24 protein-coding genes are annotated in these 24,999 nt (G+C 58.7%); 10 read left to right on the top strand and 14 right to left on the bottom strand.

Translation table 11 applies throughout. The features are described 5' to 3' along the window. Positions 1–43: 43 nt before the first annotated feature. Entirely contained in the window at positions 44–1,144 is a 1,101-nt protein-coding gene (locus ACP4CD_RS16415) for an efflux RND transporter periplasmic adaptor subunit (RefSeq protein WP_426991675.1), read from the top strand. Next, positions 1,141–4,245: an efflux RND transporter permease subunit gene (locus ACP4CD_RS16410; protein WP_426991674.1), complete on the top strand. Its 3,105-nt coding sequence runs from the start codon at positions 1,141–1,143 to the stop codon at positions 4,243–4,245. Before ACP4CD_RS16415 ends, ACP4CD_RS16410 begins: the two co-directional genes overlap by 4 nt. Before the next feature lie 26 nt (positions 4,246–4,271). Here the strand turns inward: ACP4CD_RS16410 and mutY are convergent, their stop codons facing one another. Next, positions 4,272–5,351 (bottom strand): A/G-specific adenine glycosylase, encoded by a 1,080-nt coding sequence (gene mutY / locus ACP4CD_RS16405; protein WP_426991673.1) that lies wholly within the window; start codon positions 5,349–5,351, stop codon positions 4,272–4,274. Positions 5,352–5,876: 525 nt separating this feature from the next. Here mutY and ACP4CD_RS16400 point away from each other — a divergent pair. Then, positions 5,877–6,251 carry a Rieske (2Fe-2S) protein gene (locus ACP4CD_RS16400; protein ID WP_426991671.1) on the top strand — a complete coding sequence of 125 codons (375 nt, stop codon included), beginning with the start codon at positions 5,877–5,879 and terminating at the stop codon, positions 6,249–6,251. Between the two features lie 12 nt (positions 6,252–6,263). Here the strand turns inward: ACP4CD_RS16400 and ACP4CD_RS16395 are convergent, their stop codons facing one another. From ACP4CD_RS16395 to ACP4CD_RS16360, 8 genes are all read right to left on the bottom strand, one after another. Beyond that, the gene (locus ACP4CD_RS16395; RefSeq protein WP_426991669.1) at positions 6,264–6,932 is read right to left on the bottom strand and encodes an NAD(P)H-dependent oxidoreductase; all 669 of its coding nucleotides are present in this window, start codon (positions 6,930–6,932) and stop codon (positions 6,264–6,266) included. 114 nt (positions 6,933–7,046) lie between these two features. Continuing rightward, on the bottom strand, positions 7,047–7,799 hold the full coding sequence (locus ACP4CD_RS16390) for a DUF5765 domain-containing protein (protein WP_064026909.1): 753 nt from the start codon (positions 7,797–7,799) through the stop codon (positions 7,047–7,049). 201 nt (positions 7,800–8,000) lie between these two features. Further along, a complete protein-coding gene (locus ACP4CD_RS16385; RefSeq protein WP_426991668.1) occupies positions 8,001–10,253 on the bottom strand; it encodes a primosomal protein N' in 2,253 nt (750 codons plus the stop codon). A 339-nt stretch (positions 10,254–10,592) separates the two neighbouring features. Then, a complete protein-coding gene (locus ACP4CD_RS16380) occupies positions 10,593–11,105 on the bottom strand; it encodes a disulfide bond formation protein B (protein WP_071160069.1) in 513 nt (170 codons plus the stop codon). Between the two features lie 126 nt (positions 11,106–11,231). Beyond that, the gene (locus ACP4CD_RS16375) at positions 11,232–11,936 is read right to left on the bottom strand and encodes a potassium channel family protein (RefSeq protein ID WP_071160071.1); all 705 of its coding nucleotides are present in this window, start codon (positions 11,934–11,936) and stop codon (positions 11,232–11,234) included. Further along, on the bottom strand, positions 11,933–13,537 hold the full coding sequence (locus ACP4CD_RS16370) for an NAD-binding protein (protein ID WP_426991667.1): 1,605 nt from the start codon (positions 13,535–13,537) through the stop codon (positions 11,933–11,935). Before ACP4CD_RS16370 ends, ACP4CD_RS16375 begins: the two co-directional genes overlap by 4 nt. A gap of 3 nt (positions 13,538–13,540) precedes the next feature. Then, positions 13,541–14,269, bottom strand: a complete 729-nt coding sequence (locus ACP4CD_RS16365) for an SDR family oxidoreductase (RefSeq protein WP_426991666.1) — start codon at positions 14,267–14,269, stop codon at positions 13,541–13,543. Beyond that, a complete protein-coding gene (locus tag ACP4CD_RS16360; RefSeq protein ID WP_426991665.1) occupies positions 14,257–15,249 on the bottom strand; it encodes a radical SAM protein in 993 nt (330 codons plus the stop codon). The genes ACP4CD_RS16365 and ACP4CD_RS16360 overlap by 13 nt, the downstream gene beginning before the upstream one ends. Before the next feature lie 109 nt (positions 15,250–15,358). Between ACP4CD_RS16360 and ribF the strand changes: the two genes are divergently transcribed. Both ribF and ACP4CD_RS16350 read left to right on the top strand, forming a co-directional pair. After that, positions 15,359–16,300 (top strand): bifunctional riboflavin kinase/FAD synthetase, encoded by a 942-nt coding sequence (gene ribF, locus ACP4CD_RS16355; protein WP_426991664.1) that lies wholly within the window; start codon positions 15,359–15,361, stop codon positions 16,298–16,300. Beyond that, on the top strand, positions 16,297–16,527 hold the full coding sequence (locus ACP4CD_RS16350) for a DUF1289 domain-containing protein (RefSeq protein ID WP_168030342.1): 231 nt from the start codon (positions 16,297–16,299) through the stop codon (positions 16,525–16,527). The genes ribF and ACP4CD_RS16350 overlap by 4 nt, the downstream gene beginning before the upstream one ends. An 89-nt stretch (positions 16,528–16,616) precedes the next feature. Here the strand turns inward: ACP4CD_RS16350 and ACP4CD_RS16345 are convergent, their stop codons facing one another. Continuing rightward, positions 16,617–17,072 (bottom strand): DNA polymerase III subunit chi, encoded by a 456-nt coding sequence (locus ACP4CD_RS16345; RefSeq protein ID WP_281021932.1) that lies wholly within the window; start codon positions 17,070–17,072, stop codon positions 16,617–16,619. Positions 17,073–17,150: 78 nt separating this feature from the next. Beyond that, complete coding sequence (locus ACP4CD_RS16340; protein WP_426991663.1) at positions 17,151–18,635, bottom strand: leucyl aminopeptidase; 1,485 nt, start codon at positions 18,633–18,635, stop codon at positions 17,151–17,153. 92 nt (positions 18,636–18,727) lie between these two features. On the opposite strand from ACP4CD_RS16340, the gene lptF reads away from it, so the two are divergent. Beyond that, complete coding sequence (lptF, locus tag ACP4CD_RS16335; protein WP_064026539.1) at positions 18,728–19,861, top strand: LPS export ABC transporter permease LptF; 1,134 nt, start codon at positions 18,728–18,730, stop codon at positions 19,859–19,861. Next, complete coding sequence (gene lptG / locus ACP4CD_RS16330; RefSeq protein ID WP_426994698.1) at positions 19,861–20,928, top strand: LPS export ABC transporter permease LptG; 1,068 nt, start codon at positions 19,861–19,863, stop codon at positions 20,926–20,928. The genes lptF and lptG overlap by 1 nt, the downstream gene beginning before the upstream one ends. A gap of 49 nt (positions 20,929–20,977) precedes the next feature. Here the strand turns inward: lptG and ACP4CD_RS16325 are convergent, their stop codons facing one another. From ACP4CD_RS16325 to ACP4CD_RS16315, 3 genes are read right to left on the bottom strand one after another with little or no spacing between them, the layout of a single operon-like run. After that, positions 20,978–21,364 (bottom strand): lipocalin family protein, encoded by a 387-nt coding sequence (locus ACP4CD_RS16325; protein WP_168030336.1) that lies wholly within the window; start codon positions 21,362–21,364, stop codon positions 20,978–20,980. A 58-nt stretch (positions 21,365–21,422) separates the two neighbouring features. Next, entirely contained in the window at positions 21,423–21,884 is a 462-nt protein-coding gene (locus ACP4CD_RS16320) for an RDD family protein (protein ID WP_269454748.1), read from the bottom strand. Next, positions 21,885–22,064 carry a hypothetical protein gene (locus tag ACP4CD_RS16315; protein WP_064026486.1) on the bottom strand — a complete coding sequence of 60 codons (180 nt, stop codon included), beginning with the start codon at positions 22,062–22,064 and terminating at the stop codon, positions 21,885–21,887. A 247-nt stretch (positions 22,065–22,311) separates the two neighbouring features. On the opposite strand from ACP4CD_RS16315, the gene pcnB reads away from it, so the two are divergent. The 3 genes from pcnB to panB are packed head-to-tail and all read left to right on the top strand — an operon-like array spanning position 22,312 to position 24,997. Continuing rightward, a complete protein-coding gene (gene pcnB, locus ACP4CD_RS16310; protein WP_426994697.1) occupies positions 22,312–23,691 on the top strand; it encodes a polynucleotide adenylyltransferase PcnB in 1,380 nt (459 codons plus the stop codon). After that, positions 23,688–24,191, top strand: coding sequence for a 2-amino-4-hydroxy-6-hydroxymethyldihydropteridine diphosphokinase (gene folK, locus ACP4CD_RS16305; protein ID WP_064026482.1), 504 nt, complete (start codon positions 23,688–23,690; stop codon positions 24,189–24,191). The genes pcnB and folK overlap by 4 nt, the downstream gene beginning before the upstream one ends. Continuing rightward, positions 24,188–24,997 (top strand): 3-methyl-2-oxobutanoate hydroxymethyltransferase, encoded by an 810-nt coding sequence (gene panB / locus ACP4CD_RS16300; RefSeq protein ID WP_426991662.1) that lies wholly within the window; start codon positions 24,188–24,190, stop codon positions 24,995–24,997. Before folK ends, panB begins: the two co-directional genes overlap by 4 nt. The last annotated feature ends 2 nt before the right edge of the window (positions 24,998–24,999 follow it).

Genomic DNA, 24,999 nt, shown 5'->3' with positions numbered 1-24,999 from the left:
GCAATCCGCCGGATCGGGCCTCCACTTCATATAGATCACGGACATGACGACCTTTTGCTTTCGCGGCACTGTTTTCCTCGCCGCTTGGATGTTTTTTGCCGGCTGCGGTAGCGACGTGCCGGCCACCGAATCGACTCCCGCCACCAACCCCGCCCTGAGTGTGACGACGATACAGCCCGCCGGTCGGGATATTCCGCTGATGCTGGCCGCCAACGGTTCGATCGCCGCCTGGCAGGAGGCGATCATCGGCGCCGAGGTCGGCGATCTGCGGCTGGCCGAAGTCCGCGCCCAGGTCGGCGACGCAGTGCGCAAGGGTCAGGTGCTGGCGCTACTGGATGCCGAAACCGTGCAGGCGGATCTTGCCCAAGCCAAGGCCATATTGGCCGAGACCAAGGCCAGCCTGGAAGAGGCCAAACTCAACGCCGACCGCACCCGCCATTCCACCTCGTCGTTGGCGCTTAGCGCCCAACAAGTCGCCCAATATCTGACCGGCGAAAAGACCGCCCAGGCCAAGGTCGAATCGGCTCAGGCCCAAGTGGACGCACAGTTGTTGCGCCTCAAGCATACCCAAGTGGTCGCCAGTGACGACGGCGTGATTTCGGCGCGCAACGCGACCTTGGGCGCGGTGGCGTCGGCCGGCCAGGAATTATTTCGCTTGATTCGGCAGAGCCGCTTGGAATGGCGCGCCGAAGTCACCGCCGCCGAAATCGCCAAATTGCGGCCGGGACTGGATGTGACGGTCGAGGTGCCCAATGTCGGCCGGACGCCCGGCAAAGTCCGTCAGTTGGCGCCAACTCTGGACCCGCAAAGCCGCAACGGTCTGGTCTACGTTGACCTGCCGGATGCCGTCCGCCAAGGCCTGCGAGCCGGTATGTTCGCCAGGGGCGAATTTGCCCTGGGCGCCAGTCCCGCGCTGATCGTGCCGCAAACCGCGGTGTCCTTGCGCGAAGGTTTCAGCTACGTGTTCAAGCTCGGCGAGCGCCAGGGCGACCTGGCCAAGGTGGCCCTGGTCAAGGTTCAACTCGGCCGGCGCAGCGGCGACGATCTGGAAGTACTGGCCGGCATCAGCACCGGCGACCAGCTGGTGGCCGGCGGCGTGTCCTTCCTGGCCGACGGCGATCTGGTGCGGGTGGTGCCGAAATGAACGTCTCCGCTTGGTGCATCCGCAATCCGATTCCGGCCCTGATGCTGTTCGTGCTGCTGGGTTTCGGCGGTTTACAAGGCTTCAAGGCGATGAAAGTCCAGAACTTTCCCGATCTGGACTTGCCGACCGTGACCTTGACCGCCAATCTACCCGGCGCGTCGCCGGCCCAATTGGAAACCGACGTGGCCCGCAAGCTGGAAAACTCGCTGGCCACGCTGCAAGGCCTTAAGCACCTCTACACCAAGATCTACGACGGCAACGTGGTGATCAACGCCGAATTTCGCCTGGAAAAACCGGTGCAGGAAGCGGTGGACGATGTGCGCTCGGCGGTCTCCAAGGTGCGCGCCGATTTGCCGGCCGACTTGCGCGAGCCGGTCGTTACCAAATTGGATCTGGCCGGCGCGCCGATACTGGCGCTGACCGTGTCCTCCGACAAACGCGACGACGAAGCGTTGTCCTGGTTCGTCGAGGACACCGTCGCCAAGCGCCTGCTGGCGGTGCGGGGCGTCGGTGCGGTGACCCGAGTCGGCGGCGTCAGCCGGGAAATCGGCATCGCGTTGGACCCGGTCAAACTACAGGCGCTGGGCGTCAGCGCCGCCGACATTTCCCGGCAACTGCGCCAGGTGCAGCAGGAAAGCGCCGGCGGCCGCACCGATCTTGGCAGCGGCGAGCAGCCCTTGCGCACGCTGGCGAAAGTCGCGTCGGTCGAGGAATTACGGCCGCTGCAACTGGCCTTGCCCGACGGCCGCCGCATCCGGCTGGATCAAGTCGCCGACCTGAACGATTCGGTTGCCGAACCGCGCGCGCTGGCCTTGCTGGACGGCCGGCCGGTGGTCGGCTTTGAGGTCACCCGCAGCCGAGGCGCCAGCGAGGTCGAAGTCGGTGCCGGCGTGCAACAGGCGCTGGCGGACTTGAAACTAAGCTATCCGGACGTGCAATTCACCGAAGCCTTTAATTTTGTCGAGCCGGTCGCCGAGGAATTTCAAGGCTCGATGACGATGATCTACGAAGGCGCGCTGCTGGCGGTCATCGTGGTCTGGCTGTTTTTGCGAGACTGGCGCGCCACCTTCGTCTCGGCGGTGGCGTTGCCCTTGTCGGTGATCCCGTCGTTTCTGGGCATGTATTTGCTGGGTTTTTCGTTGAACGTGATTACCTTGCTGGCGCTGTCGCTGGTGATCGGCATTCTGGTCGACGACGCGATCGTCGAAGTCGAAAACATCGTCCGTCACCAGCGCATGGGCAAGACGCCCTATCAAGCGGCGCTGGAAGCGGCCGACGAAATAGGCCTGGCCGTCGTCGCCACCACGTTCGCGTTGGTGGCGGTGTTTCTGCCCACCGCCTTCATGAGCGGGGTGCCGGGGCGTTTTTTCAAACAATTCGGCTGGACCGCCGCGCTGGCCATCATCGCCTCGCTGATTGTGGCCCGGATGTTGACGCCGATGATGTCGGCTTATCTGTTGAAGGATCGCGAACACGTCGCGGCGCCCGAAGGTTGGCTGATGCGGACTTACATGAACATGACGGCCTGGTGCTTGCGCCACCGCATCCTCACGATGGCCGGCGCGCTGGCGTTTTTCATCGGCTCGCTGATGTTGATTCCGCTGTTGCCGACCGGCTTCATCCCGGCCGACGACAATCCGCAAACCCAGGTCTTCGTCGAGCTGTCGCCCGGCGCGACCTTGGCGCAAACCCGCGCCTCGGCCGAACAGGCCCGGCAATTGGTGGCGGCGGTGCCTTACGTCAAAAGCGTCTACACCACGATAGGCGCCGGCGCGGCCGGTAGCGACCCGATGGTAATGAGCATGGGTACCAGCGAGGTGCGCAAGGCGACGCTGACCATCACCCTGGCCGCCCGCCGCGACCGGCCGGTGCGCAAGCAAACGATAGAAAACGACATTCGGATTGCGTTGCAACGTTTGCCCGGCGTGCGCACCAAGGTCGGCTTGGGCGCGTCCGGCGAAAAATACGTGCTGGTGTTGAGCGGCGACGATCCGCAGGCCTTGAACAAGGCCGCCGGCGATGTCGAGCGCGACTTGCGCACGATACCCGGCCTGGGCAGCATCGCCTCCAGCGCGGCCTTGATCCGCCCGGAAATCGCGGTGCGTCCCGACTTCGCCCGCGCCGCCGATCTGGGCGTCACCACCGCCGCGTTGGCCGAAACCCTGCGCATCGCGACGATAGGCGACTACGACTGGTCGCTGCCCAAACTCAACCTGAGCCAGCGGCAAGTGCCGATCGTCGTCAAACTGGCGAGTGCCGGCCGTCAGGATTTGGCGGTGCTGGAACGTTTGACGGTGCCGTCCAACAAGCCCAACGTCGGCTCGGTGCTGGTCGGCCAGGTCGCCAAGCTGGAGCTGTCCAGCGGCCCGGCCTTGATCGACCGCTACGACCGCGCCCGCAACGTCAATTTCGAAATCGAACTCAACGGCCAACCGCTCGGCGACGTCGCCAATGCCGCGCATCAGTTGCCCAGCATCCGCCACCTGCCGGCCGGTGTGCGCTTGCTCAGCATCGGCGATGCCGAAATGATGGAGGAGTTGTTCGGCAGTTTCGGTTCGGCGATGTTGACCGGCGTGTTGTGCATCTTCGTGGTGTTGGTATTGCTGTTTAAGGACTTCATCCAACCCGTCACGATTTTGACCGCGCTGCCGTTGTCGTTCGGCGGCGGCTTCGTCGCATTGCTGATCGCCGGCAAGGCCTTCTCGATGCCGTCGCTGATCGGCCTGGTGATGCTGATGGGCATCGCCACCAAAAACTCCATTCTGCTGGTGGAATACGCCATCGTCGCTCGCCGCGAGCATGGCCTGAGCCGCGGCGAAGCGCTGCTGGACGCCTGCCGCAAGCGGGCTAGGCCCATCGTGATGACAACGATCGCGATGGGCGCCGGCATGCTGCCGATCGCGTTGGGCATGGGTGCCGCCGACGCCTCGTTTCGCAGTCCGATGGCGATCGCGGTGATCGGCGGCTTGGTCACGTCGACGCTGCTCAGCCTATTGGTGATTCCGGTGGCCTATTGCTATCTGGACGATTTGAAAATGAGCTTGGCGCGCGGCTACGCTCGGTGGTTGAGCTGGTTGAATCGGCGGGCGGCGCAAGCCTGATCGCGATATCCGTTGGCCGCCGGCGCCTAAAGGAGGCGCGGACCGGGCGAAATAACCGCGCCGTCCGGTTCGGGCAGTTGCGCCAACAGCTGTTTGATCGGTGTCGGCAAACCCAGGGCGGCCCAGGCCTCCGGGGCTTGCCAGGCAAAAGTCGCGGGGTCGGCGATGGCAGTGACCTCCGCCAAACTAGCCGATAACGGCGTGTAGTCCAGGTGATAATGCGAAAAGGTATGGCGGCGTTGCGCTAAGGTCGCGACGGCCGCCAAACGATAGCCCCGTTCGCGACACCAGATTTCGGCGCTCGGCCGATCCGGAAACTCCGGCAAACTCCACAAGCCGCCCCAGATACCGGTTGGCGGACGCTTTTCCAGCAAGATCGCGCCGTCGCGCGCTGTCAACAGCAGCATATAACATTGTTTGACCGGCATGGACTTACGCGGTTTGGCGGCCGGCAATTGCCGAACCAGTCCCCGATGTTTGGCCTCGCATCCGGCCTGGACCGGGCAAATCTCGCACAGCGGCTTGGCGCGGGTACACAGGGTCGCGCCCAAATCCATCATCGCCTGGGTATAGTCGGCGGTTCGGTGTTTCGGCGTGTAGGTCTCCGCGAGCTGCCAGAGTTGGGCCGCGACCCTGGTCTCGCCCGGCCAGCCATGGATCGCGTGAAAGCGCGTCAATACCCGTTTGACGTTGCCGTCCAATATCGGTTGGCTTTGCCCGCCGGCAATGCTGAGTATCGCGCCGGCCGTCGAGCGGCCGATGCCGGGCAAGGCGCTCAGCGCTTCGACGGTTTGCGGAAACTCGCCGCCGTTCGCCGCGACCAGGCGCGCGGTCTTGTGCAGATTGCGGGCACGGGCGTAATAACCCAGTCCGGCCCAATGCTGCAACACATCGTCCAGTTCCGCGTCCGCCAAATGCCGAATGGTCGGGAATCGGTCCATGAAGCGCTGGAAATAGCCGATCACGCTGGCTACTTGAGTCTGCTGCAACATGATCTCCGACACCCAAACCCGGTAGGGACTGATGTCTTGTTGCCAAGGTAAATCCTTGCGGCCATGTAGGTCGAACCATGCGAAGAGGTGTTGTTGGAAGTGGGCGGGTGACACGGAAGGAATATTGAAGCGGCTCGGTGAAATGGGATGACGATCCCACGGAAGGGTTCCTGAATCAAGCGTGATTATAGAGCTTGCTATTTGCGGTCGGCGGTTTATTCCACAACTACCGCCCGTCGAATTTTCACGACCTGATGTTTTCCTATGCCGGTCTGGGCAGTCCGCGTTCGGGATTGAACGAAAAGATTGTCGAGCGAGGCCGGAAACCGGGTCATATCGGGTTGGGCGTCCGGTTTTCGGCACTCGACGATGCTGGACCTCGCGGGATTGGGCCGACCTACAACAGTCTGGCTAGATCCGCCGACGGGACGCGGAAATGGGCGCTCCGACGGCGCAAAAATCAGATCAGCATGTAACGCGGGCTGCGCTTATCCGCCTAAGGTTGGCCTGACGCCGGTTGTCGTGGCCCCTTACTCTCGGCGGATACGCTCGACGGCGGTAAATCCGTCGCGCGTTTGGTCATCGTGTCGTATCATCGGTCGCCAGTGACCCGTTTGCCCTTTCCGAGGAGCCGTTCTGATGAGTAAGAGCCATCCCGTCCCAATTTGCCGAAGCGATCAGTTAGCCGAGCTGGGTAAGTGGTGCTTTTCGGTGCTATACCGGGGAGCGCCCGAACCGGCCTTGGTGGTGCGTTTTAACGGCACGGTGTTCGGCTATTTGAATCATTGCGCCCATATGCCGAGGACGCTGGATTGCGAACGCGACGGCGTGTTCGATCCGTCCGGCCGTTATCTGCAATGCTCGATGCACGGGATTTGTTACGATCCGGTCAGCGGACGTTCGCTGAGCGAAATTTGTCTGGACAAGAGTCTGACGGCGATCAAGGTCGACGAACAACAGGGGTGGATTTACCTGATCGACAAGCACGCCAGGCTGGAACCGCCGGAATCGTAAGGATCGCGGCGTCTATAGCCATTCGATGACCGCACTGGCTTGCTGGCGGGTTTTCGGGCGAGCCGGCGGGTTTTTCCGGTAACCGAAAGCCACCAGATAAGCGACGCTCCATTGTTCGAGGTCGATGCCGATCTCGGCGGCCAGAGCCTGTTCCAAACTGTTGCGCTCGAAGCCTTCGATCGGACAGGAGTCTATGCCGATTAGGGCTGCCGCCGTCATCATATTGGCCAGCGGAATATAGGTCTGCTTGCCGGCCCAGTCGTTGATGGCGCGTTCCGATTCCAGCAGCGCGAAGTCGTGCTTTTGAAATTTTTCCAGTACTTGGGTGCGGGCCTGGGCGGCGTCTTCCGGGTAATGCTGAACCTCGCGCATGAAACCTTGCACATAGTCGCTGTCGTAGCGCAGGTCGCGGCTTTTGCGGCACAGCGTCAAGATCAGGTGGCTGGCGGTCGGCAACTGTTTTTGGCCGCCCCAGATATGCGGACGCAATTTCTCGCGCAATGTCGGGGTCTGAATCACCAGAAACTTCCAGGGCTCCAGGCCGAACGAACACGGCGACAGCCTGGCGGTTTCCAGTATGAAGTCGAAGTCCGCGCCGGCGATTTTGCGCTCGGCATCGAATTCCTTGCAGGCGTGGCGGAAGTGGAAGGCTTCCAGAATTGCGGGTTTATTGATCGTCATCGCATCCTCGTGGCGAACGGTGGACTAAGGGTTTGCCCCGGACCCCGGCCTCGCCGACAGCGGCCGGCAAGGCCCATGGGCGAGGGTCGGCCCTCGGATTCCAGGCGTTTAATGCTAGAGGCTATCGCCCACTTCTCGGTGGTAAAACGGCCATTTCTTGACGTGCAAATATTTGCGGATCGGGGTTTTGATGACCGACACGCACAGCGCGATCGAAAACAAACACCAGACCGCGCAATATTCGTTCGGATCGTCGGTGGTGACGTCCGATATCCACGGTCCGATCAAATAGTGAAAACCGACGAAACGCCAGGAACCATAAATGATGGGCAGATAAAACGCCGCCAAAATATAGGAAAACGCATGCAGGCCCCAGTTGAAGCCGAACAGCCACTCGACCGGATTGGACATCAAGCCGTTCAACGGCATTTTCCACGCGATATGCCAGGCACCCGACACCGAACAGGTTTGAGCGCCGCAGAAGCCTTCGACGCCTTCCACGCAGTTGCCGGCCCATGCGAACGGATACATTTTAATCAACATCGCCAGCGAGCTGATCGCGCACAGCGTATAGACGGTAGTCCTGATTTTGAGCTTGACGCTTTCCGGAATGAAATACATCGCCACCATATTCACGAAAAACGGCTGAAAGGCAATATGCACGTAGCCGAGCAGCGTCAGTATCTGATTGTTCGGGTTGTCGCATAGATTGATGTACACATAGGTTGCCGCCTGCAACAGTTCCATCAACGCGAAATAAGTCAACGGAATCCAAAGTTCCTTGGACTCGCCTTTGTACGCCACGTAAACGGCGGTGGTCAAACCGGCGGCGGCTAATACGCCCGACGCTTCTCCGCTCCAACACATTGAAAAGTACCCCCTTTCGTTATTTTAATTATGTGATTGCCATTCGGATTGGGGTGGGGTGCTAGTCCCGCCGCCATAGACCGCAATCTTCCGGGCGGGGCGTTCGGTGAGCCCGAAGTGTCGGCCTGGCGAATACCCCTGGTTTTTTGCCGCGACCTCGAGCCGCGAAAAAGCGGCGAATTATCCCATAAAACCCTTCACTTACCGGCGGCTTTTTGCCGGGCGATCGCAGTGAATCGATAGCGGATGGTTAATACAAGTCCAGCGGATCGACATCCAGCGACCAACGTACCGATCTGGCCTCGCGTAAGTCGGCGAGGCGGGGAACCCAAAATCCAGTAGCCGCTGCAAAGCCGGGCGCTTATCGCTTTGCAGCAGTATTTGGTATCGGTATAACCCGGCGCGTCTGACCATAGGCGCGCTAACCGGGCCGAGCACTTGCACGCCCGACTGTGTAAAGTCGGTCAGACATTGAATGGCTGCCCCCAAAAATTGCTGCGGAGCACCGGCGTTGCCGGCTTGCGCCCGCAACAGGGCTTGATAGCCGAAGGGGGGCAGTCCGGCGGCGCGGCGTTCGCTAAGTGCGGTTTCGGCGAAAGCTCGATAGCCGCGGCTCAGCAGGCTATGCAGCAGCGCGTGTCGCGGATGGCGGGTTTGTAGGATCACCCGGCCGGGCAATTCGGCTCGGCCGGCCCGACCGGCGACTTGCACGATCAACTGCGCCAATTTCTCGCCGCCGCGAAAGTCGATGCTGAACAGGCCGCTGTCGATATCCAGGATCGCGACCAAGGTCACATTCGGAAAGTGGTGGCCCTTGGCCAGCATTTGCGTGCCGAGCACGATATCGGCGTCGCCGCGATGAATTTGCTGCAAATAGCCTTCCAGCGCGCCCTTGCGCTGCGTGGTGTCGCGGTCCAGGCGGACGATGCGGTGGCCGGCGAACAACTCGTTCAGCGTTTCTTCGATGCGTTCGGTGCCGAGACCGAGCGCCTGCAACTCGCCGACGCCGCAGGCCGGACACTGCCGCGGCAAGGCTTGCTCGTAGCCGCAATGATGGCAGCGCAATTTGTGTATGCCGGCGTGGATGACCAGATTGGCGTCGCAACGGTGACAGCGCGATACCCAACCGCAATCGTGGCAGATTTGCACCGGCGCATAACCGCGCCGGTTTAGAAACAGCAGCACTTGCCGGCCTTCGGCGAGTTCCGCGCCGATCGCCGTTACCAATGGCTCCGACAGACCGGCTTGCAGCTTCTTGCCGCGAATGTCCAACACCTGAAATGCCGGCGGCTTGGCGTTGCCGGCTCGGTGCGGCAAGTGCGATAGACGGTAGCGGCCCTGGGCCACATTGGCCAGACTCTCCAGCGACGGCGTCGCCGAACCCATCACCACCGGAATATTCAGCAGCTTGGCTCTGGCGATCGCGACATCGCGCGCCGAAAATCGAAACCCGTCCTGTTGTTTGAAGGAGCCGTCGTGTTCCTCGTCCAACACGATCAGGCCGGGTTCCCGAAGCGGCGTAAATAGTGCGGATCGAGTGCCGAGCAGTATCCGCGCCACGCCGGCGCGCATGCTCAGCCAGGCTTGTTGGCGTTGCCGGTCGGTCAGATTCGAGTGAAAGGTTTCGATCCCCACCCCGAAGCGCTGCCGAAACCGCTGTTCCAATTGCGGTGTCAGATTGATTTCAGGCAGCAATACCAAGACTTGCCGCCCCAAAGCCAGGGTTCGGGCGATGATCTGCATGTAGACTTCGGTTTTGCCGCTGCCGGTCACCCCCTCCAACAAATGCACCGCGAACCGGCCCAGGTCGGCGCCGACCGCGTCGATCGCGGCTTGCTGATCCGGATTGGCGGCCAGCGCGGCACCGAGCACGACCGGACCATCCGACGGGTCCGGCATTCGCGGCTCGACCAAACCTTTGTCGATCAACGCCCGCAGGGCCGGCTTGTGTCCGGCCAATTCGGCCGCCGACCAAGCCGGTTCGCGGCTGAGCATTCGCCGCAGCAAATCTTTTTGCCGAGTGGCGCGTCCCAAATCGACATCAGGCGCCCGGCCGGCCGCGGTCGGCGCGAAATAACGCTCGCACTGCAAAGTGGCCGGCAAACCTTGGCGTAACGCGGTCGGAAATGCCGTTGCCACTACTTCACCGATCGGATGGTGGTAGTAGCGGGCAGCCCATTCCAGCAACTGCAAATCGAGAGCCGACAACAACGGGGTGTCGTCCAGTAGCTCGATGACCGGCTTAATCGAGCGACTGGCTAGCGTCGAGCCGTTGGCGCTACCCATGACGACGCCGACGCATTGACGCTTGCCGAACGGCACCAAAACCCTGGCGCCACGCTGAAATTCCGCCGAATTGCCGAGTTCGGAAGGTCGGTAATCGAACAATCTGTCCAACGGAACCGGCACCGCAATTTTTAAAATCAAACTGTCGGCGGCATCGCATTTAGCCATTTTTGATGAGTTGTTTTCGATGTTGCATCGCTAAGTGATTATGTCGGCTAAGGAATTTAAGTTACCCACAAAACCTGTGGATAACTCTGTGGATGGAGGCGAATACGGACCGCTTAGTGTCGGATTTAATTACAGATTTGTTAAATTGCGTAAATTTGAGCCAATGTAATTTATCTTTAGTTATCAATGGCTTGAAATCAATCTTCGGCAGGCTCCATCGTTTTCCGTCTAGGCGGTGAGGCTTCGGGCGTTTGCTCCGTTTTTGTGCATAACTTGTTACAAAACTGAGGGAAATAACACAGCTTGGAGAAGGAAACCCTGTCCGATATTCGACAATGCTTATTCGCTAATATGCGGTGTCGAATCGCGCCATAGCAGCCCGGCCCAGGTCGCCAGCAACAGGAAAGCAAACAAGGTCCAGGCCGGTATGCTCAATCCCAGTAAGGTCCAGTCGATCTTGGCGCATTCGCCGGTGCCGCTCAACATCAATTTGATGGTGTCGGCCAACGGGAAATTCTGAAATACGTATTCCAGGCCGGGGCTGCATTCCGGTACCTCCTCCGGCGGCAAATGCTGCAACCACACGTGACGGGCGGAAACGCTGGCGCCGATCAATGCGGCGGCGGCGGCCAAAACCGCATAGATCTTACGGCCGCGGTTGTGCAGGCCCGCCGCCAGGAAAATCAAGCCGGTGGCCAGTATGGCCAAGCGCTGCGAAATACATAGCGGACAGGGCTCCAGCTCTTCGACGAATTGCAAATAGGCACCGACGGCCAGCAAACCAGCGCAGGCCATAAAACCGATAAAGAACCGCGCGCGCGGACTGAAATAATCAAAAAGCGAGCTGATCATAACGAATGAGGGCTAAATTTGGAGTATGAAAAATCGGTTCGAAGCGGAGGCTTTCGAACCGCGCTAACCATCCGCGACATGTTAACAACTTCGCGCTGCGATGGCTTATCGGGTCCAAGCATTCCGCTAAATATCGCAAAACTCGTCTTCGACATCTTTTTTAAAAGCCCGAATTTCCCGAGTCGGCCCCAGAATGACCAGAATGTCGCCGGCGTTCAAGCGGCGTTCGGTTTGTTCGCTGACAAACTGCAACTGATCGCCGGCCTGTTGATCGACGATGCCGATCAGTATCAAATTGTATTGCGTCCCAAGCTCCAGTTGCTCGACCGTGCGGCCTTGTAAATAGCTGGTTTGAGGAATCGCGATTTCCGCCATCCGCAAATCGTGGCGGCCGAATACGGTGTGGTCGAAAATATCGGTAATGTCGGGCCGTTTCAGCATGTCGTGAATCTTGCGGCCGCAAATTTCGTAGGGGTCGATGATTTTGTTGGCGCCGGCCGCCAGCAGTTTTTCCGCCGATTCCGGGCTGTCGACGATGGCGATGATGACCAGTTTCTTGTCCATCGCTCGCGCCGACAAGGTCAGAAACACGTTTTCGGAGTCGTCGTCGAAAAAACAAAACAGGATGTCGATATCCCGACCGATGCCTATCGATTTCAATTCCTCGTCGCTACGAAAATCGATCGTGGCCGATTCGAAGCCGTTTTCAGCGGCCATAGCGGTATGCAGCGGCCGATGGTCGATAACCAGGATGTCGTGGTGCTCGCGATCCAGACGGCTGATGGCCTCGAACGAAAGGCGGTTGTAGCCGAATACGGCGACCTTTTTCATGGCGACGTCCTATTCCACAAGCGGCGCTGCTCGACCTGATCGCGAAAATGATCGATCCCGTATTTCCGCCCCAGCAACACTAACAAATCGCCATGGCGCAGGATGAATTTTTCTTCGGGATTGAAGTAAAAATGCTGTTGTTTCACCTGGTACTTGTTCTTGTGCTTGAAATGGATGGGATTGTCGCTGATCACGCCCAGCAGCGTCAGCTTGTTTTGCTTCAGGTCCAACTGGCCGATGCGACGGTTGTCTAGCGGAGAGTTTTCGGTGACCAAAACGGTTTCCATCGTAATTTCGGTCTGGTTTTGCAGAATCCCGGAAATCGCCTCGAAGGCCACCGGCTGGCCGACGAACTCGGCGGCCAGCAACCCGGCGACCTCGAAGGGCCGAATCACGTTGTCCGCGCCGGCTTGGTAGAGTTTGTTGACGTTTTCGTGGCGGTTGGCGCGGGAAATAATCCGCACATTTTTATTCAAGTGCCGGCCGGTCAGCGTGATGTAAACGTTGACGACGTCGTCGCCGGTGATGCACAAAATCGCGGTGGCGCCGCGATTGATGCCGGCGTTCAGTAACACTTCGTTTTTGCTGGCATCGTTTTGCACCGCCAGATATCCCAGGTTTTTGGCCTGGACGACGTTAACCTCCTTGCGGTCGATAATGATGAAGGGCTGCTGCTCCCGATGCAGATGGCGGGCGATTTCTTGCCCGACCCGGCCGAAGCCGCAAATGATGATGAAATTTTGGTAGCGGTCCAGTTCGGCATAGGCGCGACTTTCGCGCAGCGACAGCATTTTTTCGGCGAAGGCGGCGATCAGAATCGATGTAAAAAACGACAACACGCCGATGCTGGTTAGGATCAGAAACACCGCGACCCAGCGTCCGCCGGTGGTTTGCGGGGTGATGTCGCCGTAACCGACCGTCGCCAAGGTCACGACGGACCAATAGAAGGCGTCGAACATGGTTTTGATGCTGCCGCTCGCCACCTGGTATTCGAACATATAAATCGCCACGCTGGCGATGAACAGCAAGAAACCGCTGAAAATCAGCAAGGTGGTCAGTTCGTAGCGGCGGCTGGCCAGTACGTTGGCAAACAATTTGGCGCTGTCCGAATAGCGGAACAGTTTGAACAAGCGGAATACGATGAAGATGCGCAAGATGTCCAGCGGTCGATAGCTGGGCAAAATCGCCAAAATATCGATCACCGCGAACGCCGAGCTCATGTATTCCAGTTCCTTCGCCAGGATGCGCTTGCCGGCCGCCGGCAAATTGAACGGCAAATTCAAATAAAGGGCTTTTTCGTATTCTTCGATGATGATTTTGTAGGAATCCGAATAAATCCAACCGCGTAGCAAGTACTCGGTAATGAATACCGCCAGGATGGCCTGCTCGAAATAGCCGCCCATGGTGCTGGCCTGATGTTCGATCCGATACAGCAAAAAGATCACGCTCAACACAATCAAGCCGATCATGATGCTGTCGAAGCGTCGTTTACGCGGACTATGCGGTTCTTCCAATAGCTGGTAGAAGAATTGTTTGCTGCGCCGGTAGCCTTCGGCCGACTTCAGAAAATACGCGGCGTAAACGATTAGTTTGGAAAGCATGACTCAGGGCTGATGGGGTGGCTTCTTAAAGTCGACGACCTTGCAGGCCGGGCCGAGGTTGATTTCGTCGATCACCAGATGCGGGCCGGCTTGCAATATGTAGAGCGCGGCGTCGGCGACATCGTCGGCACTTAAGGCTTGCCCCGCTTGCTTGCCCGGTGCGAAGTGCAAGGTTTCGAAAAACGCGGTATCGACCATGCCGGGGTTGATCAAGGATACCCGAACGCCGCTCTTGCCGCATTCCTCGCGTAACGCCTGACTAAAACCGCGTAACGCAAACTTGCTGGCGCAATAGATGCTACCGTTACGGCTACCTTTCAGAGCGGCTTCCGAGCCGATGTAGAGCAGGTTGGCGCGAGCTTGTTGCTTGAGTTGGGGCAGCAGCGCCCGCGTCAAACAAGCTTGAGCGGTGAAGTTGACGGTCATGAGTTGCTCGATCTGCACTGGGGAGTGTTGCTCGAGCGCGCCGAACCGGCCGTAACCGGCCGCGAACACCACGGCGTCGAGATCTGGAAAGTCCTGTTGCAAACGCTTCGCGAACGGCGCGATAGCGGACAAATCCGCCAAATCCAGCGGCATCGGATAAAAACGCGGATGGACCCGCTCGAAACGACGGCTATCGCGGGACGTGCCGATCACGCGATGGCCTAGTTGTAACAGACGCCGGGCGATGGCGCGGCCGATGCCCGAACTCGCGCCGGTGACCAGGATTGCGCGGCTCACGGCATGCACCGGAACAACTGGGCTTCGTCTAGGTATTGCCGTAACATTTCGCTACAGTCGGCGATCATCGATTGTTCCAGGTCGGCGCGATACGAGACCAGGCCGGCCGAGGTTTGCAACGGACTGGCAAACAGGCGTTCGTCCGGATAGAGCTTGTGCATCTTCTTGAAATACGCCTCGGGCAGGCGGAAGGCGCCGAGGCTGACGGAATGCAAGTTTTCGGCATCCAACGTCGCGAAGACTTGCTGGAACAAAGTCCGGTATTGCTCGCGGTAGTCGTGTTGGTAAATCAGCGGATCGAAACGCAGCCCGATCGGCCAGCCCTGTTGTTGCAACTTGGTAGCCGCTTCCAAGCGCTTGGCGACGGCTGGCGCCTTGGCTTCGACTTGTTCGGCCACCGCGTCCGGCGCCAAGCTAAATGCCACGACGCAACGCGGCCACGGCCGGCGCGTCAGGAGGCTGCGAATTTGGGTGCTCTTGGTACGTAACTCCAGCCAGGCGTTGGGTAGCGTCTCGAAAAACGGCAGGAACTGCTCGGCGAAACCGGTGATCGGTTCCAGGGCCAAGCTGTCGCAATCGTAGCCGGAGAAAAAATAAACGGCCTCATTGGGCGTTTCGGCGCAAATTTGGTCGATTTCACGCTGAAAATCCTCGAAATTGACGAACAACACGTAATTGGCCGACTGGTACATGCCTTGTAAAAAGCAGTAGCGGCAGTCGTACAGGCAATTGAGCATATGCGAGAAGTAGTAATTACGTGTCCCGCCGATGCCGTAACCCGCCGGCGCCGGCAACGCGAATTTCCGGTATTTCTCGGCCAGGATCAACGCCGGCCTTTGCTTTTGCAAGCGAAAATTCTGCGCCCTGGGATTGAAGACTTCGCCGTAGCGCGCGCACTCCACTACGCGCGCTCGCGGAAAGCGGGCGCGTATCGCCGCCGTGCGGGAATGCCCGGCGACGGCGGCTTCGATATACAAGGTATCTATCATGCGGGCATAAACAACGAAGGCGAAAACTCGGTCGGGCGCTCATTATAAATGACGATAGGCCGGGGTCGGCGCTTGCTGATAGAATCGGCACTTTTAACCCGACACAGCCATGCGATTGATCAGAGGCCTGCACCATCTGGAGCCGTTGCGCGACGGTTGCGCATTGACGATAGGCAATTTCGACGGACTGCACCTTGGCCACCGCCGCGTCATCGAAACCTTGGCCGAGCATGGCCGCCGCCTGCATCTGCCGACCGTGGCGATGGTGTTCGAACCCCAGCCGCTGGAATATTTTCTAGGCGATCACGCTCCGTCCCGGTTGACCCGCTTACGGGAAAAAGCCATTCAATTCGCCAAATTGCCGATAGACGAACTGTTGGTGCTGCCTTTCAATCGGACCCTGGCCGATTGCGATGCCGAACATTTCATCCGCGACATTCTGGTCGAGCGCTTGCACGTCAAGCATTTGGTGGTCGGCGACGATTTTCATTTCGGCAAGGCCAGGCGCGGCAATTTCGCGATGCTGCAGCATTTCGGCGAACAGTACGGTTTCGCGGTCGAAGACAGCCATTCCTTCGAAGTCGATAGTTTGCGGGTCAGCAGTACGTTAATTCGCGACGCGCTCAGCGAAGGCCAACTGGCGTTGGCTCGAACCATGTTGGGCCGCGACTTTTCGGTGTGCGGACGGGTAGCGCACGGCGACAAACGCGGTCGCGAACTGGGTTTTCCGACCGCCAACGTACGGATGTTTCGAAAAAATACGCCGATAGTCGGTGTGTACGCCGTGACGATGAGCGGTCTGGACGGTAACGAATATCCTGGGGTTGCCAACGTCGGCACGCGTCCTACCGTCGACGGCGGCGCTAAAGTGGTCTTGGAAACGCATTTATTCGATTTCCATCAAGATATTTACGGCCATTACGTGGAAGTTCATTTCAAACGCAAATTGCGTGACGAAACCCGCTTTGCGTCGTTGGCAGCCTTGAAAGCGCAAATTGAATTGGATGTGGTCGATGCGCGGCGGTTTTTCGCCGAGGAGGAAGCGCGATGAGTGGGCTGGATCGGGTGGCTTCGCCCTGCGTGCGCAATTGTTGTCTGGACGACGAGGATGTTTGCTTGGGATGCTTCCGGAGTTTGTCGGAAATTTGCGGCTGGAGCGTCGCCGACGACGGCGAGCGTCTGAGTTGCTTGGCCCGCGCCGAACAGCGTAAAGCGGCCAAAAAGTCGCCGAAAGCTCAAGTAGGAGCCGGCGAGCCGACCGGCGGAATCTCACCGTAAAATCCAAGGAGACGACGGTTACTGCTTCGGATCGGCAAATCACGCAACATTCGCCGATCCGCGCAATGGCGCGCGCCGCCTCGAAAATCTCACATCTTATGGGTCTGAATCGTCAATCCGAGCTGTTGATACCGCCGATAGCGCTGGCGACCGGCTTGTTTGCTGGCTTCGCTGTTATCCAGGATCTCGAGTATCCGTTCGGTCGGAGGCGAGGTCGGCGGAAAGTCGGCGGACAGGTTGACAATGACACCGCGCCAGTTTTCCGGAATATCGCCGACGCCGATCAGAATCGTGCCGGGGTGGCCGGGCAGCGTGCCCGAATAGCGTTGATGAGGCACGAAACTGCCGGCCCGAAACGTCCACAAGCGCTTGTCCATCAATTCGGCCTGTTCCGCCGAATCGGTGAGCACATAACAAAATCGGCCGCTACGGTAGATCTTTTCGATCAGCTTGCAGGCGAATTCGTGGCGCTGCTCCGGATCGTGCGAGCTCAGCACGTAAAAGCTGACTTCAGGCGCAGCGGGCGAGTAGCCGGGCTCGGTCATGTCGTAGGCGTGGTTCGGCCGGGAGCTTGAAGCAGCGATCGCCATCGCGGCTGAGTTTGATTTTTCCCCAAAACGAACTTACGCCGCAGCCCGGTTCAGCAAATACTGAGTCAGCAACGGCACGGGTCGGCCGGTCGCGCCTTTGTTCGCACCGGTGCGCCAAGCGGTACCGGCGATGTCGATATGAGCCCAGCGGAAATCCTCGGCGAATTTGGACAGAAACACCGCCGCGGTGATGCTGCCGCCGTCTGGACCGCCGATGTTGGCCAGATCGGCAAAATTGGATTTAAGCTGTTCCTGGTATTCTTCCCAGATCGGCATGCGCCAGAGCATGTCGCAGGCGGTTTCGCTAGCGCCCAGCAGATCGTTGCACAACTTGTCGTCGTTGCCGAACAGGCCGCTCGGCACTCGGCCCAACGCGACGATGCAGGCACCGGTCAGCGTGGCCATGTCGATCACCACGTCGGGATTGTATTTTTTGGCGTAGGTCAGCGTGTCGCACAGAATCAAGCGGCCTTCGGCATCGGTGTTCAGCACTTCGATGGTTTTGCCGGACATGCTGGTCAAGATGTCGCCCGGTTTGTTGGCGGCGCCGTCCGGCAGGTTTTCCGAGGACGGGATCAGGCCAACAATGTTCAGCGGCAAATTCAATTGGGTGACCGCCCGCAGAATCCCTAACACACTGGCCCCGCCGCACATGTCGTACTTCATTTCGTCCATGCCTTGGCCGGGCTTCAGCGAAATGCCGCCGGCGTCGAAAGTCAGGCCCTTGCCGACCAGCACGATGGGCTTGTGGCTATTGTCGCCGCCCTGATAGTCCAGGCAAATCAGCTTGGCCGGCTGGCGGCTACCGCGCGATACGGCCAGGAACGAGCCCATGCCCAGCGCTTCCATGTCGTGCTCTTCGAGAATTTGGCAGGTCAGCTTGTCGTGTTGGCCGGCCAACGCCAAGGCCTGCTCGGCCAGATAAGTCGGCGTGCAGACGTTGCCCGGCAAGTCGCCGAGCGATTTGGCCAATTCGACGCCGGCCGCGATCGCCGCGCCTTGTTGCAATCCGGCTTCGGCCTGGGCGTGTTGTGCTTCACTGGCAACGATGGCCAGTTGTTGCAACGGAATCTTGTCGTCGACCTTTTTGGTCGCGCTGTATTGGTAAACGCCGTCGCCGAACAGTTCCACGATTTGCCGGGCTTTCCATTGCGCGTCGCCGGCTTCGACGTCGATGTCCAGCAACGCGGCGGTCGCGGCCTTGACCTTGCTAGCCTTGATCGCGCCGACCGCGGCGATCAGCGCCTTACGGAACTGCTTGCGGCCGATTTTGCCGCGCTCGCCGAAGCCGACCAACACGAGACGTTGAATACCGCCGTCCGGCAAATGGTTGATTAACAGCGTTTCGGCGTTTTTCCCCTTGATGTCGCCCCGGCCGATCAGTTTGGTGAGCAGGCCGCCAAATTGTTGGTCTAGCGCCGTCGCGGCCGGGCCGAGTTGTTGGTTTTCGTAGAGGCCGACCAGCAGGCAGTCGCTTTGCAGTTTGTCTAGGGGAGCGCTTTCTATAAAATAGTCCATTGCGATAGGTCGTGGGTGTCTTGGATTGAAGGGGATCGCCGAGGCGCGGCCGGGTTCGCCGGATTATACCTTAGAAAATCAGGAGTGCGTTGTTGAGCAATTTGCGAGCTTTACCCAGTGCCGGCCGGCCGTTTCGGCTATTGACGGTGCTGGACAAAATGATCGTCAAGGAGTTGTTTTTGACGGTCGGCGGCGTGTTGACGGTACTGGTGGTAATTATCGTCAGCCGCAAGTTCATCCGGGTGTTGGCTCAGGCCATCGAGGGCAACATCGCCAACGAGACGGTATTGACCTTGTTGGGTCTGAAAATTGTGTTGGCCGCCAACGCCTTCCTGCCCGCATCGTTGTTCATGGCGGTCCTGATGGTGCTGGGCCGGATGTACCGGGAACAGGAGATGGCGGCGATCGCCTCCGCCGGCGGCAGTGTGTTCACGATTTACCGCGCGGTATTTCTGTTGGTCGTGCCGCTGAGTCTGGCCGGCGTGGCGCTGTCGATGCTCGCGGCGCCCTGGGCCGAGGCGATGAGCGAAAAACTGATGCACCAGGATAGGCAGGATGCCGATATTCGCGGTATTTCAGCCGGCCGCTTCAGCGAATACAGCGACGGCGAGTTGATCTTTTACACCGAGAACGTCGACAAGGACGGTCGGATGCACAAGGTCTTCGTGCAAAACAAGCAGGGCGAGCGCACCGGCGTCGTCAACGCCGAGACCGGACGTTTGGCATTTTTACCCGGCGGGCTATACCTGATACTGGAAAACGGCGAGCGGGTGATGGGCCAGCCCGGTAACCGGGACTTCACGATCGAAAAATTCGGCGAATACGCGGTCTTGGTCGAAAAGAAAACCACCGAACTGGTGTTGGGCCGAGAGGCGGTAGCGACCGAAGATTTGTGGTCGTCTCGGGAGACGCGCGATGTCGCCGAATTGCAGGATCGCTTGAATACGCCATCCGGCGTCATCCTGTTGGCATTCTTGGGCGTGCCGCTGGCCCGGCTTTCGCCGCGCGGCGGTATTTACGGGAGCATGATGGTCGCTTTCGGCATTTATTTCGTGTACGGCAACTTGCAACGGGTCAATCATAGCTGGGTGGTCGGCGGCAAAGTGCCGGGCTGGCTTGGCTATTTTTGGGTGGACGCCCTGTTGTTGACGGTCGGTTTGCTAATGCTGGCTCGACTCTACGGCTGGCGCTGGCTGTGGGAAACCGTAAGGGGGAAACTGGCATGATCAATGTTCTGACTTGGTATATCGTCAAGGAAATCGTCAAGGGTTCGTTGATTGCGGTGTTGCTGTTGCTGACGTTGTTTAATTTATTTAGCTTCAGCGACGAACTGAAAGATTTGGGCCAGGGCAATTACGGCCTGAAACAAATTCTGTGGTTTTTGACCCTGACCTCGCCTCGGGTGTTTTACGAATTGGTGCCGTCGTCGGCATTGCTCGGCAGCTTGTTCGTGGTCGGCTCAATGGCGAACAATCGTGAAATCGTCGCGATGCGCGCCGCCGGCTTGTCGATCGCCTGGATCATCCGCTCCATCATGTTGGCCGGCTTGGTGTTGGTCAGCGTCGCGGTCGCGGTGGGCGAATTCGTCGCGCCGACTTGCGAGAAGGCCGCGCAGATCTTGAAAACCACGGCCTTGCATGACGGCGTCGTGATGCGCTCTTTATACGGTATGTGGCTGCGCGAGGGCGACAGCTTTATCAATGTCCGTAGATTGCAAGATGACGGTACCTTGGCCGATATCCGGATTTACGACATCGACGACCAGCACCACGTGAGTCGAATCACCCAGGCCGAGCGTGCCCAATTTCTAGGCAATAAACAATGGAAGTTGGAAAACGTCCGCTATTCCGAAATCGGCCAACCGCGAATTTTGGCCGGCGCCCAGCCTGAACAGGCCTGGACTTCGGGCATCGATTCGGATTTGCTGAAAGTTGCGGTCGTCAACTCGGATAATTTATCGTTGTACGATTTATTTATGTACATCGACTTTCTGAAACAGAACAGTCAGAAGTCGCAGAGTTACGAACTGGCGTTCTGGAGTCGTTTGATCAACCCGTTCGTGACCTTCGTGATGCTGATGGTGTCGGCGCCGTTCGTGATCGGCATAGGCCGAGGTACCAGCACCGGTGCCAGGGTGATGGTAGGTATCGTGATCGGGATGACTTTCAACATCTTTGACCGGATTGCCGGTCATGTTGGCTTGGTTTACGACATGAATCCGATGCTAATGGCCATGTTGCCGAGCGCCGTGGTGTTTTGCGTGGCTTCGTTGGCGGTGTGGCGAGTCAGCTAGCGGTGGGCGGGCGCTTGGGGCGGAAGTTTCCGCACCAAGCGGCATTGGGTTATTTGTGGGTCATGAACAAATAGAGAAATTTACATTTCAGCGTCATATCCTTGCCGTCCAGTTCAACGACCGAACAGTCTTCGTATTTTTCGCGGCCGGGCGTGATTTGTTTTTTGATCACACCGTTTTCGATACTGTATTTAATCGGAATGGTCATTTCGCCGATGCCGCTACGCGCATCTTCGCCGGTAGTGATCAAGGTACCGTCTTTTTGGAATTCCCAGGTGACCTGCAAGGGTTTCCTTTCTCTGTCCAGCGCGAGCGCTTCGGCGGTAACTTGCCATTTTCCGATGAGTTTAGAGTTGTCTTGCAGTTGCACGTCGGCATCAGCGGCGGCCGAGATCAATGCGCCAAACAGTGACAGGGCTATTGTTATAGTTTTCATTCTGGACTCCCGGACTAGGATTGGTGTGAGGCGCGAATATAGCACATCCGTTTCGGCATTATCCCGGGCCGTCCAGAAAAAACAGGCGGGTGCCGGATAGCCGGTCGTGCCAGGCCAAGCCTTCTTTGTCGATCAAACACCACGCAAAGCCCAAGCCAAAAATTGCCCATGACAGCAGGCCGCCAATAAAGCGCACGCCGGCCCGCCGCCATCCCAGTTTGCCGCCGGCCTTGTCCGCGACTCGAATTTTCCAGGCCTTCAAGCCGAGCGTCTGGCCGCCATGCGTCCAAAACCAACCGTAAAAACCGAACGCCACGGCCAACAAATACAGCGGATAAAAATATTGGCCGCTGTTAAAGGCTTCTCCGGCATTGAACGGCAGAATCAGCGCGGTTGCGACAAACCAGATGGCCAACAACAGGAATCCGTCGTAAAACACGGCGGCCATGCGACGCAAAAAGCCCGGTGTCGCGGCTTTGGCGGCACCGGGCTTGGCGGTTTCAAAAAGATCGTGACGCAATTATTTTTCGAACAAAGCCAGCTTCTGGCCCATGTACATGCTCATGCCGACCAGACAGCCCAGCATGACCAGCGAAAACAAGAAAGGCGGCCGGTGAAACACCAGCAATGCGAAATCGGCCACGAACAAACTGGTGAACAAGGGTTGGTCGATAAAACCATTTAATATCTTCTTAAACATACGCTCCACGCTCCGAAGTAAATTGCCCGCCGCCGGAGCCCGGACAACGAGGACAGTCATCGATATTATTTAGTATCGCCGCCACTCGGCGAGTCTCTGAATTCTACCTATAAAGGTAGGGATTGTAAAAGAAAGCGCTCGATTGAGCATGAATCTGGCTCGGTGTTATGATAAAGGTGCCCGGCCGGCTCCGATCCTGCTTGATAGCCTTCGACCCGCCGCCACTTAAAACTTTAGGGATAGAGCCATTTTTAGTTTTTTCAGAAGAATTTTCTCGCCGCCCGGCACCGCTGTTGAAGCGGCTCCAGTCGCGCCGCATTCCAGTAATGCCCCGAGGATATACGCGCGGGCCGAACATTGCATTTCCAGAGCGCAAATCAGCGAGAATGCGTTGAAGGTGTTGTTGCGGCTTAAAAAAGCCGATTTCGAAGCTTATTTGGTCGGCGGATGTGTCAGGGATTTGCTTTTAGGCCGGGAGCCGAAAGACTTCGATGTCGCGACTAACGCCAGCCCCGAGCAGGTTAAGCAGATCTTTCGCAATTGCCGAATCATAGGCCGGCGCTTTCGGTTGGCTCACGTGTTTTTCGGTCGGGAAATTATCGAAGTGGCAACGTTCCGAGGCTCGGAGGCCGAGGCGCCCGATCAGCAAGTCGTTCACGAAGATGGCCGCTTACTGCGCGATAATGTGTTCGGTACGTTGGAGGAAGACGTCTGGCGGCGGGATTTTACCGTCAACGCGCTCTACTATAATATCCGAGATTTTTCGGTCGTCGACTTTACCGGCGGCATGAGTGACCACTCGGCCGGCGTCTTGAAGCTAATCGGCGATCCTCAGCAGCGCTACCGGGAAGATCCGGTGAGGATGCTGCGCGCGGTGCGCTTCGCGGTCAAGCTGAGTTTCAGCTTGCATCCGGATACCGAGCAGCCGATATACGAACTGACGGATTTACTAAAAAGTATCCCTTCCGCCCGCTTGTACGACGAAGTGTTGAAGCTGTTTTTGGCCGGCTACGGTGTGCAAACCTTCGAAATGCTGCGCCATTACGGCTTGTTTGCGATTTTGTTTCCCGACACCGATCGCTGTCTGGCCAGCCAGGAGCAGGATTTTCCCCGCTTATTTGTGATCCGAGCGCTGGAAAATTCCGATGCGCGCTTTAATGACGGCAAGACGCTGACGCCGTATTTTCTGTTGGCCGCATTATTGTGGGAACCACTGACCGTATCGGCCCAACAACGCATCGACCACGGTGAAAACGAAACGCTGGCTTATCAAAACGCCGCCAACGAAGTCCTGGGCCGGCAAATCAAGATTACCGCAATGCCGCGCCACATCACGCAGTCGATCCGCGACGTCTGGTTTTTGCAACAGAAATTCACTCGCACCGTAGGTTCTCGGCCGTTTCGTTTGCTCGAACAACCCAAATTCCGCGCGGCCTACGATTTTCTGCAGTTGCGCGCCGAAACCGGTGGCGCCGATCCGGAACTAGTGGCCTGGTGGACGGGCTTTCAGGAGGCCGACGAGGACGAACGTCATCGGATGACCGCACCGCCCAAGGGCGGCGGTAAACCCAGGGCAAGAAAAACAGGCCGCTACCGCTCCCGTTCCAAACAACCCAATTCGCAATGAGCCTACCCGTTGGTTATAGGGAAGCCTATATCGGCCTGGGCAGTAATCTGGAAGACTCGGTAGCTCACGTCACGCAGGCCAGAGGCGAGATTGCCGAGCTAGCCGAGGTTGTCGAACTGGGTTTTTCGGCCTTGTATCGCAGTTTGCCGGTTGGACCGCAAGATCAGCCTGAGTATGTCAACGCGGCAATGCGGATCGCCACCGCGCTGCCGGCCATCGATTTACTGCGCCAATTGCAAGCCATCGAAAACCGCCACGGCCGGGTGCGTGGGCAGCGTTGGGGCGCTCGAACCCTGGATCTGGATCTGTTGCTCTACGATGCCCAGATCATCGAACAACCGGATCTGATCGTACCGCATCCCGAATTGGCCAAGCGTGCCTTTGTCCTGTATCCGCTGGCGGAGCTTTCAGTACCGGATTTGACGGTGCCCGGTCTCGGCTCGCTGGCCGAACTGATGAGCCGCTGTCCGCCGGACGGTTTGACCCAAATCGATTCATGACCCTGTACGGCGAGACCACCAAAATGTTGACGGTCAGCGATCTGGCGGCAATGAAACGCGCCGGCGAAAAGATTAGCTGCCTGACCGCGTACGACGCGAGCTTCGCGGCGGTACTCGATAACGCCGGCATCGACGTGCTGCTGGTTGGCGATTCGTTGGGCATGGTCGTCCAAGGCGAAGCGAGCACATTGCCGGTGACTATCGACGACATGGTCTACCACGGCCGCTGTGTCGCGAAAACGCGTCGCCGAGCATTTTTGATCGTCGATCTGCCATTTGCCAGTTACGCACTGCCCGAGCAAGCGCTGAACAATGCCGCGCGGCTAATGCGCGAGGGCGGCGCGCAAATGGTCAAGCTGGAAGGTGCCAAGCCTGCCATCGTTGCCTTTTTGGTCGAGCAAGGCATCCCGGTTTGCGGACATCTGGGCCTGCTGCCGCAATCGGTCAACCGATTGGGTGGGTATCGGGTGCAAGGTCGGGACGCCGATCAGGCCGAGCGGATCCTGGCCGACGCCGAGGCGCTGGAACAAGCCGGCGCCGGCGCCCTGGTGTTGGAGTGCGTGCCGGCCGAGTTGGCCGAGCGCATCAGTCGGCGGTTGGCGATACCGGTAATCGGCATCGGCGCGGGCGCGGCTTGCGACGGCCAGGTGTTGGTGTTGTACGATATGCTAGACATCGGCGCAGGCAAACGGCCGCGTTTTTCGAAAAACTTCATGGCCGGCGCGGCCGGTATCGCGGATGCGGTCGGCCGCTACCACGCCGCCGTCAAATCCGGTGAATTTCCCGGTTCCGAACACACCTACTGAAT

This window comes from Methylomonas stagni (assembly GCF_050154735.1).
In the GTDB taxonomy this organism is placed as follows: Bacteria; Pseudomonadota; Gammaproteobacteria; order Methylococcales; family Methylomonadaceae; genus Methylomonas; species Methylomonas koyamae_A.
The sequence above is the reverse complement of the archived record's forward strand: the minus strand, read 5'-3'. Positions and strand labels throughout refer to the sequence as shown.